Origin of the sequence: Pseudomonas sp. GD03858 (assembly GCF_029840925.1) — a bacterium.
Taxonomy (GTDB): domain Bacteria; phylum Pseudomonadota; class Gammaproteobacteria; order Pseudomonadales; family Pseudomonadaceae; genus Aquipseudomonas.
The window spans coordinates 1-15,572 of sequence record NZ_JAOCDM010000128.1; the positions used below are offsets into that span (position 1 = coordinate 1).

The 15,572-nt window shown below is 64.8% G+C and carries 15 protein-coding genes; 7 read left to right on the plus strand and 8 right to left on the minus strand.

Going from position 1 to position 15,572, the window contains the following annotated elements; all coding sequences use genetic code 11:
• Window positions 1-617 (minus strand): fumarylacetoacetate hydrolase family protein (locus tag N5D48_RS23235; RefSeq protein ID WP_279888310.1); only part of this gene is annotated, 617 nt, incomplete at its 3' end.
• Window positions 618-642: 25 nt separating this feature from the next.
• Complete coding sequence (locus tag N5D48_RS23240) at window positions 643-2,040, minus strand: FAD-binding oxidoreductase (protein ID WP_279888311.1); 1,398 nt, start codon at window positions 2,038-2,040, stop codon at window positions 643-645.
• A gap of 170 nt (window positions 2,041-2,210) precedes the next feature.
• On the opposite strand from N5D48_RS23240, the gene serA reads away from it, so the two are divergent.
• Complete coding sequence (gene serA / locus N5D48_RS23245; protein WP_279888313.1) at window positions 2,211-3,440, plus strand: phosphoglycerate dehydrogenase; 1,230 nt, start codon at window positions 2,211-2,213, stop codon at window positions 3,438-3,440.
• An 85-nt stretch (window positions 3,441-3,525) separates the two neighbouring features.
• Here the strand turns inward: serA and N5D48_RS23250 are convergent, their stop codons facing one another.
• Entirely contained in the window at window positions 3,526-4,002 is a 477-nt protein-coding gene (locus tag N5D48_RS23250; RefSeq protein ID WP_279888315.1) for a DUF4399 domain-containing protein, read from the minus strand.
• A gap of 228 nt (window positions 4,003-4,230) precedes the next feature.
• Here N5D48_RS23250 and N5D48_RS23255 point away from each other — a divergent pair, with 228 nt between their 5' ends.
• Complete coding sequence (locus N5D48_RS23255; RefSeq protein WP_279888317.1) at window positions 4,231-4,713, plus strand: transporter substrate-binding domain-containing protein; 483 nt, start codon at window positions 4,231-4,233, stop codon at window positions 4,711-4,713.
• A gap of 71 nt (window positions 4,714-4,784) precedes the next feature.
• Here N5D48_RS23255 and N5D48_RS23260 read toward each other — a convergent pair whose 3' ends face one another.
• A complete protein-coding gene (locus N5D48_RS23260; RefSeq protein ID WP_279888334.1) occupies window positions 4,785-5,279 on the minus strand; it encodes a DUF523 domain-containing protein in 495 nt (164 codons plus the stop codon).
• On the minus strand, window positions 5,269-5,892 hold the full coding sequence (locus tag N5D48_RS23265) for a 2OG-Fe(II) oxygenase (RefSeq protein ID WP_279888318.1): 624 nt from the start codon (window positions 5,890-5,892) through the stop codon (window positions 5,269-5,271). Before N5D48_RS23265 ends, N5D48_RS23260 begins: the two co-directional genes overlap by 11 nt.
• Window positions 5,893-6,013: 121 nt before the next feature.
• Between N5D48_RS23265 and N5D48_RS23270 the strand changes: the two genes are divergently transcribed.
• Window positions 6,014-6,766: a DUF2059 domain-containing protein gene (locus N5D48_RS23270; RefSeq protein ID WP_279888320.1), complete on the plus strand. Its 753-nt coding sequence runs from the start codon at window positions 6,014-6,016 to the stop codon at window positions 6,764-6,766.
• Here the strand turns inward: N5D48_RS23270 and N5D48_RS23275 are convergent, their stop codons facing one another.
• Entirely contained in the window at window positions 6,767-7,693 is a 927-nt protein-coding gene (locus N5D48_RS23275; protein ID WP_279888321.1) for an alpha/beta hydrolase, read from the minus strand.
• A 206-nt stretch (window positions 7,694-7,899) separates the two neighbouring features.
• Between N5D48_RS23275 and N5D48_RS23280 the strand changes: the two genes are divergently transcribed.
• From N5D48_RS23280 to N5D48_RS23290, 3 genes are all read left to right on the plus strand, one after another.
• On the plus strand, window positions 7,900-8,478 hold the full coding sequence (locus N5D48_RS23280; RefSeq protein WP_279888322.1) for a DUF6436 domain-containing protein: 579 nt from the start codon (window positions 7,900-7,902) through the stop codon (window positions 8,476-8,478).
• Between the two features lie 224 nt (window positions 8,479-8,702).
• Entirely contained in the window at window positions 8,703-10,760 is a 2,058-nt protein-coding gene (locus N5D48_RS23285; RefSeq protein ID WP_279888323.1) for an S-type pyocin domain-containing protein, read from the plus strand.
• A gap of 2 nt (window positions 10,761-10,762) precedes the next feature.
• A complete protein-coding gene (locus N5D48_RS23290) occupies window positions 10,763-11,038 on the plus strand; it encodes a bacteriocin immunity protein (RefSeq protein ID WP_279888326.1) in 276 nt (91 codons plus the stop codon).
• A 35-nt stretch (window positions 11,039-11,073) separates the two neighbouring features.
• Here the strand turns inward: N5D48_RS23290 and N5D48_RS23295 are convergent, their stop codons facing one another.
• The gene (locus tag N5D48_RS23295; RefSeq protein WP_279888328.1) at window positions 11,074-11,625 is read right to left on the minus strand and encodes a sugar O-acetyltransferase; all 552 of its coding nucleotides are present in this window, start codon (window positions 11,623-11,625) and stop codon (window positions 11,074-11,076) included.
• 86 nt (window positions 11,626-11,711) lie between these two features.
• Between N5D48_RS23295 and N5D48_RS23300 the strand changes: the two genes are divergently transcribed.
• On the plus strand, window positions 11,712-14,078 hold the full coding sequence (locus N5D48_RS23300; RefSeq protein ID WP_279888330.1) for a penicillin acylase family protein: 2,367 nt from the start codon (window positions 11,712-11,714) through the stop codon (window positions 14,076-14,078).
• A 19-nt stretch (window positions 14,079-14,097) separates the two neighbouring features.
• Here N5D48_RS23300 and N5D48_RS23305 read toward each other — a convergent pair whose 3' ends face one another.
• A complete protein-coding gene (locus N5D48_RS23305) occupies window positions 14,098-15,483 on the minus strand; it encodes a VOC family protein (RefSeq protein WP_279888332.1) in 1,386 nt (461 codons plus the stop codon).
• Window positions 15,484-15,572: the final 89 nt, after the last annotated feature.

A 15,572-nucleotide genomic window follows, 5' to 3' on the forward strand; every position in this document is an offset into this window, starting at 1 on the left:
AGCTCATCGCCGACATTGAACGGCCCCACGCCCGCCGGGGTGCCGGTGAGAATCACATCGCCGGCCTGCAGGGAGAACTGCGCCGCCATGTGCTGGATCATCGGCACGATCGGATTGAGCATCAGCGCGCTGTTGCCATCCTGGCGCACTTCGCCGTTGATGGTCAGGCGAATGCCGATGTCGGCCAGGTCCTCGAAGGTGCCGGCCGAGACGAACGGCGGCAGCACGCAGGCGCCGTCGAAGCACTTGGCCAGTTCCCAGGGCAGGCCCTTTTCCTTCAGTTTCGCCTGCACATCGCGCAGGGTCAGGTCCAGCGCCGGGGCGAAGCCGGAGATGGCGTCGAGCACCTCTTCCTCCGAAGGGTTGGTCGACAGCGGCTTGCCCAGCAGCACGGCGATTTCCGCCTCGTAATGCACCGAGCCACGGTCGGTCGGGATCTTGAAGCCGCCTTCCAGTGGGACCACGCAACTGCCGGGCTTGATGAACAGCAGCGGCTCGCTGGGAATGGGGTTGTCCAGTTCCTTGGCATGCTCTGCGTAGTTGCGGCCGATGCACACCACCTTGCCCAGCGGGAAGTGAATGCGCGTGCCGTCTACGTACTGGTGCTGGTAACTCATGGCCGACTCCTGTGCATACTGCTTTTTATTCGGGAGCGAAGATCTTACCCGGATTCATGATGCCGTTCGGGTCGAACACCGCCTTGATCGCCTTCATGCAGGCGATTTCATCTGGCGAGCGGCTGTAGCCCAGGTAGTCGCGCTTGGTCATGCCCACGCCGTGCTCGGCGGAGATCGAGCCGTTGTAGCGTTCGACGATCTCGAATACCCACTTGTTGACCTTGGCGCAGGAGGCGAAGAAGTCGTCCTTGCTCATGTGGTCGGGCTTGAGAATGTTCAGGTGCAGGTTGCCATCGCCGATATGGCCGTACCAGACCACTTCGTAGTCCGGATAGTGTTCGCCGACGATGGCGTCGATATCTCGCAGGAACGCCGGCACCTTCGACACGGTGACCGAGATGTCGTTCTTGTACGGCGTCCAGTGGGAGATGGTCTCGGACAGGTACTCGCGCAGCTTCCACAGGTTCTTCAGCTGGGTGTCGCTCTGGCTCATCACGCCATCGAGCACCCAGCCCTGCTCGACGCAGTGCTCGAAGGTGGCCAGCGCCTCGTTGGCCACCTCCTCGGTGCTGGCTTCGAACTCCAGCAGGGCGTAGAACGGGCAGGCGGTTTCGAACGGCGGGGGCACGTCGCCACGGGCCATGATCTTGGCCAGGCCCTTGTCGGAGAAGAATTCGAAGGCGGTCAGGTCGAGCTTGCCCTGGAAGGCGTGCAGCACCGGCATGATCGCGTCGAAGTCGGGCGTGCCCAGCACCATGGCGGTGAGGTTGCGCGGCGCCCGGTCCAGGCGCATGGTCGCCTCGACGACAAAGCCCAGCGTGCCTTCGGCGCCGATGAACAGCTGGCGCAGGTCGTAGCCGGTGGCGTTCTTGATCAGGTCCTTGTTCAGTTCGAGCAGCTCGCCCTTGCCGGTGACCACCTTCAGCCCGGCGACCCAGTTGCGGGTCATGCCGTAGCGAATCACCTTGATTCCGCCGGCATTGGTGCCGATATTGCCGCCGATCTGGCTGGAGCCGCTGGAGGCGAAGTCCACCGGGTAATACAGGCCCTGATCCTCGGCGAACTGCTGCAGCTGGCGGGTGATCACCCCCGGCTGGCAGACCACGGTACGGTCGAATTCGTTGAAACCGAGAATCTGGTTCATGTAGTCGAAGGCCACCACCACTTCACCGTTGGCGGCCACCGCGGCGCCCGAAAGCCCGGTGCGCCCGCCGGATGGCACCAGGGCGACCCGGTGGCGGTTGGCCCAGCGCACGATGGCCTGGACCTGTTCGATGGACTTGGGGAAGACAATGGCGCTGGGCGTGGGCGGGTAGTGCTTGGTCCAGTCCTTGCCATAGGCCTCGAGCGAGGCGGGGTCGGTGAGGACCTTGCCAGGGTCGACCAGGGTCATCAGCTCATCAATTTCCGCAGACTGGGTCATCGCTGGAACTCTCGACTTATTCATAGTCACCCTGAGCACGCTTCACCTGTCGGGATAAGCTCAGATCAGGTCGCGTATGCTAGCATAGCCCTCCCGTCGTTCGTGCTAAGGCCGACGCCGCGCCGCTTCACCCCCCTCGCCATTTTTCTCCGGGATACAGGTTTACGCAGATGAGCAAGACTTCTCTCGACAAGAGCAAGATCAGGTTCCTTCTTCTTGAAGGCGTCCACCAGAACGCGGTGGATACCCTGAAGGCTGCCGGGTACACCAATATCGAGTACCTCACCGGTTCGCTGCCAGACGCCGAACTGAAGGAAAAGATCGCCGACGCCCACTTCATCGGCATCCGCTCGCGCACCCAGCTGACCGAAGAGGTCTTCGACTGTGCGAAGAAACTGGTCGCGGTAGGCTGCTTCTGCATCGGTACCAACCAGGTCGACCTGGGCGCGGCCCGTGAGCGCGGCATCGCGGTATTCAACGCCCCTTACTCCAACACCCGCTCGGTGGCCGAGCTGGTGCTGGCCGAAGCCATCCTGCTGCTGCGCGGAATCCCTGAGAAGAACGCTTCCTGCCACCGTGGCGGCTGGATCAAGAGCGCGGCCAACTCCTTCGAGATCCGTGGCAAGAAGCTGGGCATCGTCGGCTACGGCTCGATCGGCACCCAGTTGTCGGTGCTGGCCGAGAGCCTGGGCATGCAGGTCTATTTCTACGACCCGCTGACCAAGCTGCCGCTGGGTAACGCCACCCAGGTCACCAGCCTGCACGACCTGCTGGGCCTGGCCGATATCGTCTCGCTGCACGTGCCCGAGCTGCCGTCCACCCAGTGGATGATCGGCGAGAAGGAAATCCGCGCGATGAAGAAGGGCGCGATCCTGATCAACGCCGCCCGTGGCACCGTGGTCGAGTTGGACCACCTGGCCGCCGCGATCAAGGACAAGCACCTGATCGGCGCCGCCATCGACGTGTTCCCGGTCGAGCCGCGCTCCAACGACGAAGAGTTCGAAAGCCCGCTGCGTGGCTTGGACAACGTGATCCTGACCCCGCACATCGGTGGTTCCACCGCCGAAGCCCAGGCCAACATCGGCCTGGAAGTGGCCGAGAAGCTGGTCAAGTACAGCGACAACGGTACCTCCGTATCGTCGGTCAACTTCCCGGAAGTGGCCCTGCCGGCTCACCCAGGCAAGCACCGCCTGCTGCACATCCACGAAAACATCCCGGGCGTGCTCAGCGAGATCAACAAGGTGTTCGCCGAGAACGGCATCAACATCTCCGGTCAGTTCCTGCAGACCGACGAGAAAGTCGGTTACGTGGTGATCGACGTGGACGCCGAGTACTCCGACCTGGCCCAGGAGAAACTGCAGCACGTGAAGGGCACCATCCGCTCGCGCGTACTGTTCTGAGGTTCACCGCGGCATGAAAAAGGGAGGCCCTGGTGGCCTCCCTTTTTCATGGGGATGCGAAAAGCATCCGGTGCCAGGCCCCGCGTCACTTGACGTTGACGGTAATCTTCTGCGACTCGACGCTCGGCTTGAACGGCACGTGGTACATGTCGCCCAGCACCAGTTGCAGGGTGTGCTTGCCCGGGGTCAGGGTGATGGTCGCCTCGGTCTGCGCCTTGCCGAAGTGCAGCACTTGCGGGCCGGCCGGCAGCGGCGCGTTGTTCTCCGGCATCAGGCTGGTCGGCAGCGGCATGTCGGCGACCGGCGCCTTGTCCACATCCACCAGCAGGTGGTGATGGCCGGTGTGCGGGGTCTGGTCGCCCGCGGGTTTCAGGCCCATGCCTTCGATACCGAACTTGACGGTGAAGGTCTTGTCGACCGTGGCCCCGTCGGCGGGGGAAACGATGAAGACCTTGGCGCCTTCCGGTGGCTGCTGGCTCTTCAGGGCATCCGCGGCGCTGGCCACGACCGACGCCCCCATCAGCAGACCGGCGACGGCAGCACGCGAAAATAGGCTTTTCATTCACTTCTCCTGTGATTCACTTCAATTGACCGCTCTCGCAAAAACGAAGCGCAACGGTAGTTCACCATAGTCCAACCAGACCGCTAGAGGTTCAAAAACCGGGACAGAAATATTTCAGGGCCGACTCAAACATTGGCTCGGCCTTGAGGTCATAGGCTGCGTTCGACCGCGGCAGACGAGAAAGCCACGGCGAATGCAATTCATCTGCCGAACAAGAAAGGGGCACTCATGCGTTTGACCATTGGCATTCTGCTGGCGGTACTGTTCAGCCCGCTGGCCCAGGCCGAGCTGATCGACGAAATCAACGACCGTGGCGAACTGCGCATTGCCGTGCTCGGCGACGCGCCCCCCTATGCGTTCAAGGAAAACGAACACCTGACCGGCTTCGAGATCGAACTGGGCCAGGCCTTGGCCAAGGAGCTGGACGTGCGCGCCGAGTTCGTCGAAGTGCCCGCTGAAGATGTGTTGCCAGGGCTGGAAAGCGGCAAGTTCGACATTGCCTTCGGCAAGCCCGACAGCGTGCTTACCGACAAGCTCGACGCCAGTCGGGTCCTGGCCAGTCAGCAACTCATGATCCCGTTCCAAAAGGGCAACCCAGCCTTCGAGGCGGCTGTGAGCAACGCCCTGCAGCGGATCGAGGACAATGGGCGGTTGGCTGCGCTGCAAAGCAAATGGCTCAAGGGCACTACTCAGGCGCCAGCGGGGCAGTAACATCGCATCGCGGGGCAAGCCCGCTCCCACGAACGTTGTACAGATCCAGTGGGAGCGGGCTTGCCCCGCGATCAGACCGCTGCCAGCGCTTGCTGCGCGTCTTCCAACTCCAGTTCGCTGAACACCTGCACTCCTTCGCGGCGCAGCAAGGCTGTGGTCACCCCTTCCCCTGCCACCTTCTCGCCAGTGAAGCTGCCATCGTAGACCAGGCGGTTGCCGCACGACGGGCTGCCGGACTTGAGCACCGCCACGCGGATGCCATGCCGGCGTACCAGTTCCAGTGCCAACCGCGCCCCGGCCAGAAACGCGTCGCTGACATCCTCGCCCGTCACCGTCACCACCCGCGCCTGGCCATTCAGCACCGCGCGGCCCTGTCCGCCCGGGATCTCCGCTGGCGGACGCGGGGTCGGCAGGCCGCCGGCCACCTCCGGGCACAGCGGCACCACCCGACCCTCGGCCTGCCAGCCCTGCAATACGTCGGGATGACCGCTGGCGCGTCCGTCGTAGCGCACCGGCTGCCCTAGCAGGCAGGCGCTGACCAGGACTTTCGGCAGGTCAGAACGGATCGTTGCCACGACGGCGGAACCAACCGGTCAACGACAGGCGCTCGCGCCCGGCAGGAAGCACTTCGTGAGGCACGTCGCCGGACAGGAACACCACCAGGCTGCCGGCCACAGGCGGGACATCGTGCTCGACACCGCCTTCGAGGAACATGCGCAACTGCCCGCCATCCTCCGGCTGCCAGCCTTCGTTCAGGTAGAACACCGCCGATACCATGCGCCGGTCATCGTCACGGAAGCGGTCAAGATGGCGTTTGTAGAAAGCCCCCGGTGGATACAGGGCGAAGTGGCATTCGAAGTCCTCGAGCCCCAGGAACAACCCCTGATTGATCGTTTGGCGCAGGCTGTCCATGGCGGCCAGGTAGCGATCGCAGGCCTCGGACTCGCCGGGATCCAGCCACTGGATCTGGTCGCCGCGAATGGCCTCGCGCACTTCCTGCGTGGCGCCGCGGCCGACGCCGGCGGGATTGAGCTCGCCTTCGGCGTAACGGCGCCGGCATTCGAGCGCGAGCTCGCGTGCCAACGTGTCGGGCAGGAAGAGGTTCTGCTGCGACCAGCCACGGGTGGCCAGGTCATCGACGATCGCCGACAGCAGCGGGTGTTCGGAAGGAATGTGCATGGCGCATCATAGCCATTCGGCAGGTCGCCGCACAGCGCCACTTGGTCAGGAAGCGCCCCTGGCGACTCGACAAAGCCCCGCCCCGCCAAGGACAATGGCGGCCTGCCGACAGGAGTCCTGAATGCGCCGTCTGTTTTCCCTGCTTCTGCTGATGATCTGCACCATGCCTGTCTGGGCAGACACCCTCGATCAGCTGTACAAGGCCGCCGGCTGGCCCGACCAGCGCGCCCATTTCAACGATGCCGTGAGCGCCGCCCAGCAGCGCTACCGCAACAGCCTGCCGCCGGCCGTCTACCAGGCGCTGGTGAACAACAGCAACCAGCGCTTCCAGGCCCAGGCCATGGACCGCCGCGCCCAGGCGCAACTGCGCGCCAACCTGGCCAACCCCTCGCCGGCCCTGGCCTTCTTCCAGTCGCCGCTGGGGCGCAAGGTGGTGGCCGCCGAGCTGCTGGCCACGCGCAAGGACCAACTGGCCAAGAACGCCAAGGGCCTGCCGAAGATCCAGGCCAGCGACGATCGGCTGCTGATCATCGGCCACCTGGCCAAGGCGCTGCCCGCCCGCGAAGCCGGCGCCGAGGTCAGCCTGGCGATCGCCGGCGTGGCCGCCGACAGCCTCAGCTCGATGTTGCCCGGTCTGTTCGGTGGCGGTCAGGCGCAGAACCTGCTCGACGGCCAGCGCCAGCGTCTGATGAACCAGGTGGGAGAAGACCTGAACAACACCCTGTTGTACGTCTATCGCGACCTGTCGGATGCCGAGCTGGAGCAATTCGCCACCTTCGCCGAATCGACGGATGGCCAGGCCTACTACAAGGCCGCGGTGACCGCGGTGCGCGCCGCGCTCGCCGTCGGCCAGAACGCCGCCGACCTGAACTGATCAGCCCAGGCGCTGGCCGATGAACGTGAAGTAGCGCTGGCGGATATCGGGCAGTTCGTTGGCCAGGTGGTGCCGCGCCTCGGGCAGCATGAGGATCTGTGGCTCGGCGAACTTGGCCTTGAGCACCTTGAGGTTGTAGGGCCAATCCACCGTGCCGTCCGCCTCGCCCTGCACGATCAGTGGCCGGCGCGTGCTGCGCGGCGCGGTCTCGATACGCCTGACCCATTTCATCAGCGCGCCGACCCAGGCAGTCGGCAGGCGCCGTGGCTGCAACGGATCGGCCTCGAGGAAGGGCAGGAAGGTCGGATCGTTGGTGTTCTCGCTGAAGCGCCGCTCGATACCGTTGACGAAGTGGCGCAGCACGCAGTAGCTGAGCTTCGACCAATGCCAGGCGCGCGGGCGCACCAGCGGCGCCAGCAGGATCACCTCGCCGTCGGCCGGGCTGCGTTCGCCCTGGTGCAGCAGGTGATCGACCACGATCGCACCGCCGGTGCTCTGCCCGCAGAGATGCCAAGGGCGTGGCAGGTCGAGCAGACGGCCTTGCTCGAACAGCGCGTCGAGCACCCGCTGGTAGGTGGCGAAATCGTCGATGCTGGCGCGCTCGCCGCTGGACAGGCCATGGCCCGGCAGGTCGCAGGCGATCACGGCGTAGCCCTGGCCCAAGGCCCATTCGATCACATGTCGGTACAGGCCCATGTGGTCGTAATAACCGTGCAGCAGAAACAGCGTCGCCTGCGCGTTCTCCGGCAGCCAGACCTGGCCGGCGAGGTCGAAGCCCGCGACCTGGAAGCCCCCCAGCCAACTGTGCGCGGGCAGCGCCAGGCCGTAGAAGCGTTGGTAGGCCTGGCCCTGGGCGGACAGCGGCGGGCGAGCGGCGAGCGGCGACAAGCTGCTGCGCAACAGGTCGGGGTTGAAGCTGACGGGCATCGGTACATCCGCACTGGAGCAAGTATTGATCTGCGATATTCAGCTCTGGGCCGTGCCATGGCAAGCTGCACCCCCATACAACGGGCCACTCGGTTCCTGTGGGAGCGGGTTCACCCGCGAATGCTATGGTGCCGCCGCTGCCGCATTCGCGGGTGAACCCGCCCCCACAGGAGGCCCGTGTCACTCATAGGCTCTGCGGATCACCCATGCCAGCCCGACACACCAAGCCATTCTTCGGCATCCTCGCCGTCCTGCTCTGCGCCGCGGCCCTGTGGTGGGCCTACGACAGCTTCCAGGCCCGCTACCTGCGTCCGTTCGACAACCAGGCCACTTTCTTCGATGGCGGCCAGTTGCGCCTGCCGCCCGAACTGGCCGGCCCAGGTCCGATCCGTGTGGTGCATTTCTGGGACCCGGCCTGCCCGTGCAATGTCGGCAACCAGCAGCACCTGAGCGAGCTGGTGGCGCATTTCGCGCCGTTGGGCGTGCGCTTCCATGTGCTGCAAAAGCCCGGCAGCCATGGCCGGCTACCCGTCACCCTCGATGCGCTGGAGCCCCTGGCCAGCCTGCCCGGCAGCGAACACCTGCCCGCCACGCCCGCCGTGGCGATCTGGGACCGCGACGGCAGGCTGGCCTACTTCGGCCCCTACAGCGAAGGCGCGGTGTGCAACTCGAGTAACAGCTTTATCGAGCCGATCCTCAAGGCGCTGAACGAAGGACGCCAGGTGCAGGCGTCCAACACTCTGGCTGTCGGCTGTTATTGCCCCTGGAGGGAGATCAGTGGGTGATAGATAACTACAGCCATAGGTCGAGGGAGGCGCCCTAGCGTAGCGACATACAGAAAAGGAGATCCTGTATGTCACGAGAAGGCCCGCTAAACCTACCTAAGTCCCATGTCAGGGACACGTTTCCAGAGCCACCCTCGGCCCTGCGCTTCGACCACGACATCTTTTGGAACCATAACCGAATTCCTCCGCGTCATCTGACCTCGACGTTTCGTCCTGGTCGCTTGGTGATCGATCTGGTGCCCCAGATCGAGAGGGACAAGCAGCAGGTCCAGCAGGAGCACGAGCAACTGCTTGCTGACCTGGACACACAGCTGGACCAAGCGATTGCGGTCCGCGCTGGATCCTTGGCAGGGCTCAGCGAAATCGCAGGCTTGGAGAGCCGTATCAGCGCGGTCGAGCGGTTGCGCGCTGAGCAGCAGGCCCGTCAGCAGAGCGTACAGCAACAGGCCCACCGCTTCTTCGGCGGCGACCCTGTGCATCGCAGCTTCAAGGAGTTTGTTGCGGTCACCCGGCAGGCCAATCCAGGCGACGACCCACGGCAGGCCTGGCTGACGTCCTATCGGGCGGCATTCGAAGCCAAACGGCTGGCGCTATCGGTGGCCAGGTTGGCCGGCACACGCGCCAGGCTGCAAACCGAGTACGGCAATGCCAAGTATCGGTCCAGGCAGCGCGACAGCATCGACCGACTGATCAACCAGATCGAATCGAGACTAAACCAAGCGCTTGAAAGTCGACACGACCACCAGACCAGCAAGGAAGCGCTGAGTCAGTTGCTGACGGCCTTTGAGCGCCATGCCCATGACGATATCGCCGAACAGGCCGCGCTTGCCCATGCACAAGAGCTCGAGCGGGAAACCTCGGACCTGATTCGAGCACGTGCGGTACTGCGTAAGCAGGCCTTCCTGACTGATCTCAATGCCAAGTCGCTGCTGTCGACCCCGGCCAGCCTCGATCACGCATTGCGCTTTGAAAAGCCTTATGCACCGATCGGGCGCAAGGATGAGATAACCCGGCTCAAGCAGCGAATTGCGGACTACAGCAATTTGCATCAATCCATGTGGCCCTCGGAGAAAGCCTCCAGCGACGTCCTGGAAGCACAAGCCAGGCAGGCCATCAGCGCTGCCTTCGAAGAACAGCTGTACCTGTCCACGCTTTCCGGGCGCACACCCAGCAATACCCCTGTCACCTTCAATGCCTGGACCGCCAGCACCACCCACCCCCTGATCCTGGCGACCACACGGGGCGCGGTGGCGCACTTCGAAGCGATCTGGGCCGCCTTTGCCGAAACCTTGGGCAAAGCCGCACTCACCCTGCTGACCCAGACCGCACTGGGAGCCCTGAGGTACGCCCCACTGATGCTCTACTCCGCCCGTCTGGGTGACGGCGAGCGCATGGGTGTGACCGTGCCACTGGCATCGATGACGCCGGGCGCCGACCTTAGCCACGAGGCCAACCGCCGGGCCGGGCAAACCCTCGAATTGCCGCTGCGCATGAATGCCGTCCCTGCGGGCGAGCAGACCGAGGTGTACCTCGCGGCCACCGATGGCAGCGGCATGCTGCGCGATGTCCGGGTACGCCAAGCCCAGTGGGACCCAGGTCACGGTGCGTATCGCTTCACCGCCGAGGGGCCTGGCGGCGCAACGCTGCTCTGGCACCCGGCAACGCCCCCCAGCAGCCTGGATACCTACGACCCCGAGACGGGTAACGCCATTCCGGCGCTGCCCATCGTGGAAGACCTGCAGAAGCACTACCCCGGCAGCATCCAGGTGCCTCGCGAGCCGAACATCCGCACGTTCCCGGCCATCCCTGACGCGGACATCGACGACTACGTCATCATCTTCCCGGCCGATTCAGGGTTGGCGCCGATCTACGTGATGCTGCGCAATCCGCGGAAGATTCCCGGATACAGCAGTGGCGTTGGACAACTGACCTCGGATCGATTCCTGGAGGGCGCAATCACAGCGCAAGGGGCGCCGATTCCTTCACGCATTGCGGAAAAGCTAACCGGGCGGTGGTATGCGGAGTTCGATAGGCTTAGGGAGGCGTTTTGGAAGGAGGTGGCGGCGGACAATCTACTTAACAAACACTTTACGAAAACCAACCTCCGGGAAATGCGAAAAGGTAATGCACCGTTCGCACCAACTGCGGAGCGAGTCGGCGGCCGCAAGAGGTTTGAGCTGCACCACATAGAGGAAATTGCCAAAGGTGGCGCAGTTTATAACTTAGACAACATCGTAATAATGTCTGCCAAACGTCACATCAACCATCATTCGGGACGGTAGCCATGATATTCAAAGACAAATTCGAAGATTACACAGAAGCTGAATTTCTAACCCTGCTAAATACCCTCTTCGATGAGCACCCGGACTTGGACGGCCCAACACAAGAGAGACTGACTAACAAAGTCGTGTCGCACTTCGAGCGGGTCACCGAACATCCTGATCGCTCGGACGTTATCTTCTATCCACCGGAGGGCGCAGTCGACAGCCCTGAAGGGATCCTCCAGCGCGTCAAGCAATGGCGCGCCGCCAACGGCAAACCTGGCTTCAAGCCTGCTTGAAAAAAGCCCTGCGGCCTTCACCGCAGGGCTTTTCCTTATCCCCGCACCCGCGCCGGGTTGCCCATCACCACCGCCCCCGCTGGCACGTCGCGGGTCACCACGCTGCCAGCGCCGACCACCGCGTTGTCGCCAATGGTCACCCCCGGCAGGATGATCGCCCCGCCGCCGATCCACACGTTGTCGCCGATGATCACCGGGCGTCCGCTCTCCAGGCCGCTGCGGCGCAGTTCAGGATCCAGCGGGTGGTCGGCGGTGTAGATCTGCACCGCCGGGGCGATCTGGCAGTCCTCGCCGATCCGCACCGGCAGCACGTCGAGGATCACACAGTTGAAGTTCATGAACGTGTTGGCGCCCACGCTGATGTTGTAGCCGTAGTCGCAGTGGAACGGCGGGCGGATCACCACCCCGGCGCCGACGTTGCCCAGATGCGTCTGCAGCAGGTCATGGCGTGCTTCGTTGGGCAGCTCGCCACTGCCGTTGTACTGGTGCATCCACAGCCGGTTGGCGGCCTGTTCGGCCTGCAGCTCGGGGCAACCGGCGTGGTAGAGCTGGCCGGCCAGCATCTTCTGTTTTTCGCTGAGGGACATGGAAACTCCTGGTGGGGCTATGCTCAGTTCGCGAATCCGCCGATGATCGGACCACATTTTCTCCCTTGAGTGCACAAGGAGTCTCGATGAAGCGCAGCCTGACCCTGCTGGCGGTGGTGATCGCCGTGGCCGCCGCTGGCGGCGGTTACTGGTATGTCGCGGGCAAGCAGCCCCAGCGCGAGGGCGAGGTGGCGGTCGCCGGGTTGCAGGCGCCGGTCAGCGTGCGCTACGACAATCGCGGCGTGCCGCACCTGCAGGCGCAGAACCAGCAGGACCTGTACCGCGCGCTGGGCTATGTGCATGCCCAGGACCGGCTGTTCCAGATGGAGATCATGCGCCGTCTGGCCCGTGGCGAACTGGCCGAGGTGTTGGGGGAGAAGCTGCTGCCCACCGACACCCTGTTCCGCAGCCTGCGCATTGGCGATCAGGCGGCGCTGATGGCGCGGCGCCAAGACCCGCAATCACCCGCGTGGCAAGCGCTGCAGGCCTACCTGGACGGGGTCAACCAGTGGCAGGCCAGCCATCCGAAACCGATGGAGTTCGACCTGCTCGGCATTCCCCCCCGGCCCTTCACCGCCGAGGACACCCTGAGCATCGCTGGCTACCTCGCCTATAGCTTTGCCGCGGCCTTTCGCACCGAGCCCGCGCTGACCTACATCCGCGACCAGCTCGGCCCCGAGTATCTGCAGATCTTCGACCTCGACTGGCACCCGGACGGCGCCTTGGCCACGCCACTGGCCGCCGCCGACTGGCGCAGCCTTGAGCAACTGGCGCGCCTGAGCCAGGACGCCCTGGGCGACGCCGGCATCCCGCAGTTCGAAGGCAGCAACGCCTGGGTCGTGTCTGGCAGCCGCACCCGCAGCGGTCGCCCGTTGCTGGCCGGCGACCCGCACATCGCCTTCGCCGTGCCGGCGGTCTGGTACGAGGCCGAGCTGTCGGCGCCGGGCTTCAACTTGTATGGCTACTTCCAGGCGCTGAACCCGTTCGCGCTGCTTGGCCATAACCAGGATTTCGGCTGGAGCCTGACCATGTTCCAGAATGACGACGTCGACCTGATCGCCGAAAAGACCGATCCGGACGACCCCGAGCGGGTGATGGTCGATGGCCGCTGGCAGCCGCTGGAGCAGACCGAGCAGAAGATCGCGGTGAAAGGCGCGGAGCCCGTCACCATCACCCTGCGCCGCTCGCCCCATGGCCCGATCGTCAACACCGTGCTGGGCGATACCGCGGGTACCGCGCCTATCGCCATGTGGTGGGCGTTCCTGGAAACCGAGAACCCGATTCTCGAGGGTTTCTACCAGATCAATCGCGCCGACACCCTGGGCAAGATGCGTGAGGCGGCGGCCAAGGTCCAGGCGCCGGGGTTGAACCTGGTCTGGGCCAACGCTCGCGGCGATATCGGCTGGTGGGCGGCGGCGCGGTTGCCGGTGCGTCCGGACGGGGTCAACCCGGCCTTCATCCTCGACGGCAGCAGCGGCCAGGCCGCCAAGCCCGGGTTCTACCCGTTCAGCGCCAATCCCCAGCAGGAGAACCCGGCCAGCGGCTACATCGTTTCGGCCAACTACCAGCCCCCGGCAACGATCCCGGTGCCCGGCTACTACAACCTGGCCGACCGGGGGCGACAGCTCGAGCGCCGGCTGGACGCCCCGGACATCAAGTGGGATACCCAGAACAGCCAGGCCCTGCAGCTGGACACCAGCACCGATTACGGCCCGCGCACCCTGGCGCCGTTGCTAGGCACCCTGCGCAGCGTCGCCCAGGGCGATGAAGAGAAAGAACTGGTCGAGCAGCTGGCCGCCTGGCGCGGCGACTACCCGCTGGACTCCACCAGCGCCACGCTGTTCAACCAGTTCCTCTACGAACTGGCCTTCGCCGCCTTGCACGACGAGCTGGGCGATACCTGGTTCCCGGTACTGCTCGGCACTCGCGCCATAGACGCCGCCCTGCCGCGCCTGGCCGCCGACCCGTCATCGCCGTGGTGGAACCTGCGCGGCGGCAACGCGCACGGCGACCGCACATCCGTCGTGCGCCAAGCCTGGCAGCGCACCCTCGGGCACCTGCGCGAAACCATGGGCAAGGATCCGGCCCGCTGGCAGTGGGGCAAGGCCCATACCCTGACCCACAACCACCCGCTGGGGGTGAAGAAGCCGTTGAACCTATTGTTCAACGTCGGTCCCTTCGCCGCGCCCGGCAGCCATGAAGTGCCGAACAACCTGTCGGCGAAGATCGGCCCGGCGCCCTGGCCGGTCACCTATGGGCCGTCGACCCGGCGCCTGATCGATTTCGCCGATGCTGGCGCCGCGCTGACCATCAACCCCGTCGGTCAGAGCGGTGTGCCTTTCGACCGGCACTATGGCGACCAGGCCGAGGACTACATTCAGGGGCGCTATCACAAGGTGCGCATGGGGGTGATCCCGGCGCAGAGCACATTGCGCCTGGTGCCGGGAGAATGAGGCAGCCGGGGCTGCCGCGTTACAGCGCGGCCAGCCCCAACGCCTGGGCGCATGCCTGCAACGACCGTCGCTCGCTCTGGGCGTACAGCGCCAGCTCATCCTGCACGTCCAGCCCGAGCGCCTGCTCGAATGCCTGGCGGTTGGCATTGCTGCCGTAATCGGCCTGCCCTTCGTCCCCCAGGTTGGACTGGAAGATCCCGGCCGCGCTCACCGGCAGGAAGTCTTCGTACACCAGAGCCTCGAAATGCACATGCCCGGCGTCGATCAAACCTTGCAGGGTGTCCGGGCGATTTTTCTCCCCGCGTGCCGTCAGCCCCTTGTCGGTGGCGAAGTAGCGGAAGTACGCCAGACCCTGTTCGCGCATTTGCGCCAGGTCGTCCGGAAACTCGGCGAAGTGCTCGGCGAGCAGCGCCGCATAGCGTTCGCCATTGGCCTCGGTCGGCGCGCCGCCCAAGGCCGCGCGGGTGGCATCCAGCAGTCGGTCGTAGAGCTGGCGCCCCTTGGGCGTCAGCGCCGCGCCACGCTGTTCGATCTCGCCGAAGCGCGCCGTGTGGCTGCCCTGCGCATCGCTGAAGGCGACCTTTTCCTGCAGGGCCTTGAAGCTGGTCTGGCGCAACAGAATCGGATGGCGCCGGGTGGGTGGGCCTTCGACCACGGCTTTCGGGGGAATACCCTTGGCCGGCATGCCGAGCTGGATCGCGTCGATGTCCAGGGTGCGTGGGGTCAGGTGGTTGATATGCGGGCCCTTGAACGCCACCACATCGGCGATCAGCCGGTGCTGGTCGTGCAGTTGCCGGTATTGTTCGGCGGTGACGGTGGCGTCCTGGTGCCAGCGGAAGGTATGCAGTGCTTCCTGGACGAAGGTCTCGGCGTCGCTCGCGTTCAGGCCGCCGTCGCGTTCGCATTGGGCGATCAGCTCGAGCACGCGGGGGGTGAAGATCTGCCGTCTTGCCAGGATATCCTGGGCCAGTTCGCGCAAGTGCGGGTTGTCGATCAGCTCCAGGCGCAGCAGCGAGGTGAACACGCGGAACGGGCTGATGTGCAGCGACTGTTCATGCACGGCACGGAACGCGGTGGAGTGCACCGGCACGCCGGCCGAGCTCAGGTCGTAGTAGCCCACCGGCGCCATGCCCATCACCGCGAACAGGCGGGCGATGGTGGCCAGTTCTTCGGCTGTACCCACGCGGATGGCGCCGTGGCGTTCCTGGTCGAGGCGTTCGATCTCGCCGGTCCAGCGCAGGGCTGCGGCCACCTTGGGCTGCGCGGCCATGACCTGCTGGTTGATCTCGCTCACCAGCTCGAGCAGCGTGCCGTACAGGGGGACTTCCTGCTTGTACATGAGCGACATGGCGGCAGAGAACTGCGCGCGGATGCTGTCGGGGCTGACGAAATCATGGGCGGGCATCGCAAGCTTCCTGGGTGAGTGGAGGACACTTACATGAAAACTGGGAATGGAGTTGCCGTACAAGCGAAAAAAAGTGCGGGTTTCATTCC

Bases quoted from the DNA above. Each gene is read 5' to 3' on its own strand.
- N5D48_RS23240 (WP_279888311.1), bottom strand. From the start codon at position 2,040: ATGACCCAGTCTGCGGAAATTGATGAGCTGATGACCCTGGTCGACCCT.
- serA (WP_279888313.1), top strand. From the start codon at position 2,211: ATGAGCAAGACTTCTCTCGACAAGAGCAAGATCAGGTTCCTTCTTCTT.
- N5D48_RS23250 (WP_279888315.1), bottom strand. From the start codon at position 4,002: ATGAAAAGCCTATTTTCGCGTGCTGCCGTCGCCGGTCTGCTGATGGGG.
- N5D48_RS23255 (WP_279888317.1), top strand. From the start codon at position 4,231: ATGCGTTTGACCATTGGCATTCTGCTGGCGGTACTGTTCAGCCCGCTG.
- N5D48_RS23265 (WP_279888318.1), bottom strand. From the start codon at position 5,892: ATGCACATTCCTTCCGAACACCCGCTGCTGTCGGCGATCGTCGATGAC.
- N5D48_RS23270 (WP_279888320.1), top strand. From the start codon at position 6,014: ATGCGCCGTCTGTTTTCCCTGCTTCTGCTGATGATCTGCACCATGCCT.
- N5D48_RS23275 (WP_279888321.1), bottom strand. From the start codon at position 7,693: ATGCCCGTCAGCTTCAACCCCGACCTGTTGCGCAGCAGCTTGTCGCCG.
- N5D48_RS23280 (WP_279888322.1), top strand. From the start codon at position 7,900: ATGCCAGCCCGACACACCAAGCCATTCTTCGGCATCCTCGCCGTCCTG.
- N5D48_RS23290 (WP_279888326.1), top strand. From the start codon at position 10,763: ATGATATTCAAAGACAAATTCGAAGATTACACAGAAGCTGAATTTCTA.
- N5D48_RS23295 (WP_279888328.1), bottom strand. From the start codon at position 11,625: ATGTCCCTCAGCGAAAAACAGAAGATGCTGGCCGGCCAGCTCTACCAC.
- N5D48_RS23300 (WP_279888330.1), top strand. From the start codon at position 11,712: ATGAAGCGCAGCCTGACCCTGCTGGCGGTGGTGATCGCCGTGGCCGCC.
- N5D48_RS23305 (WP_279888332.1), bottom strand. From the start codon at position 15,483: ATGCCCGCCCATGATTTCGTCAGCCCCGACAGCATCCGCGCGCAGTTC.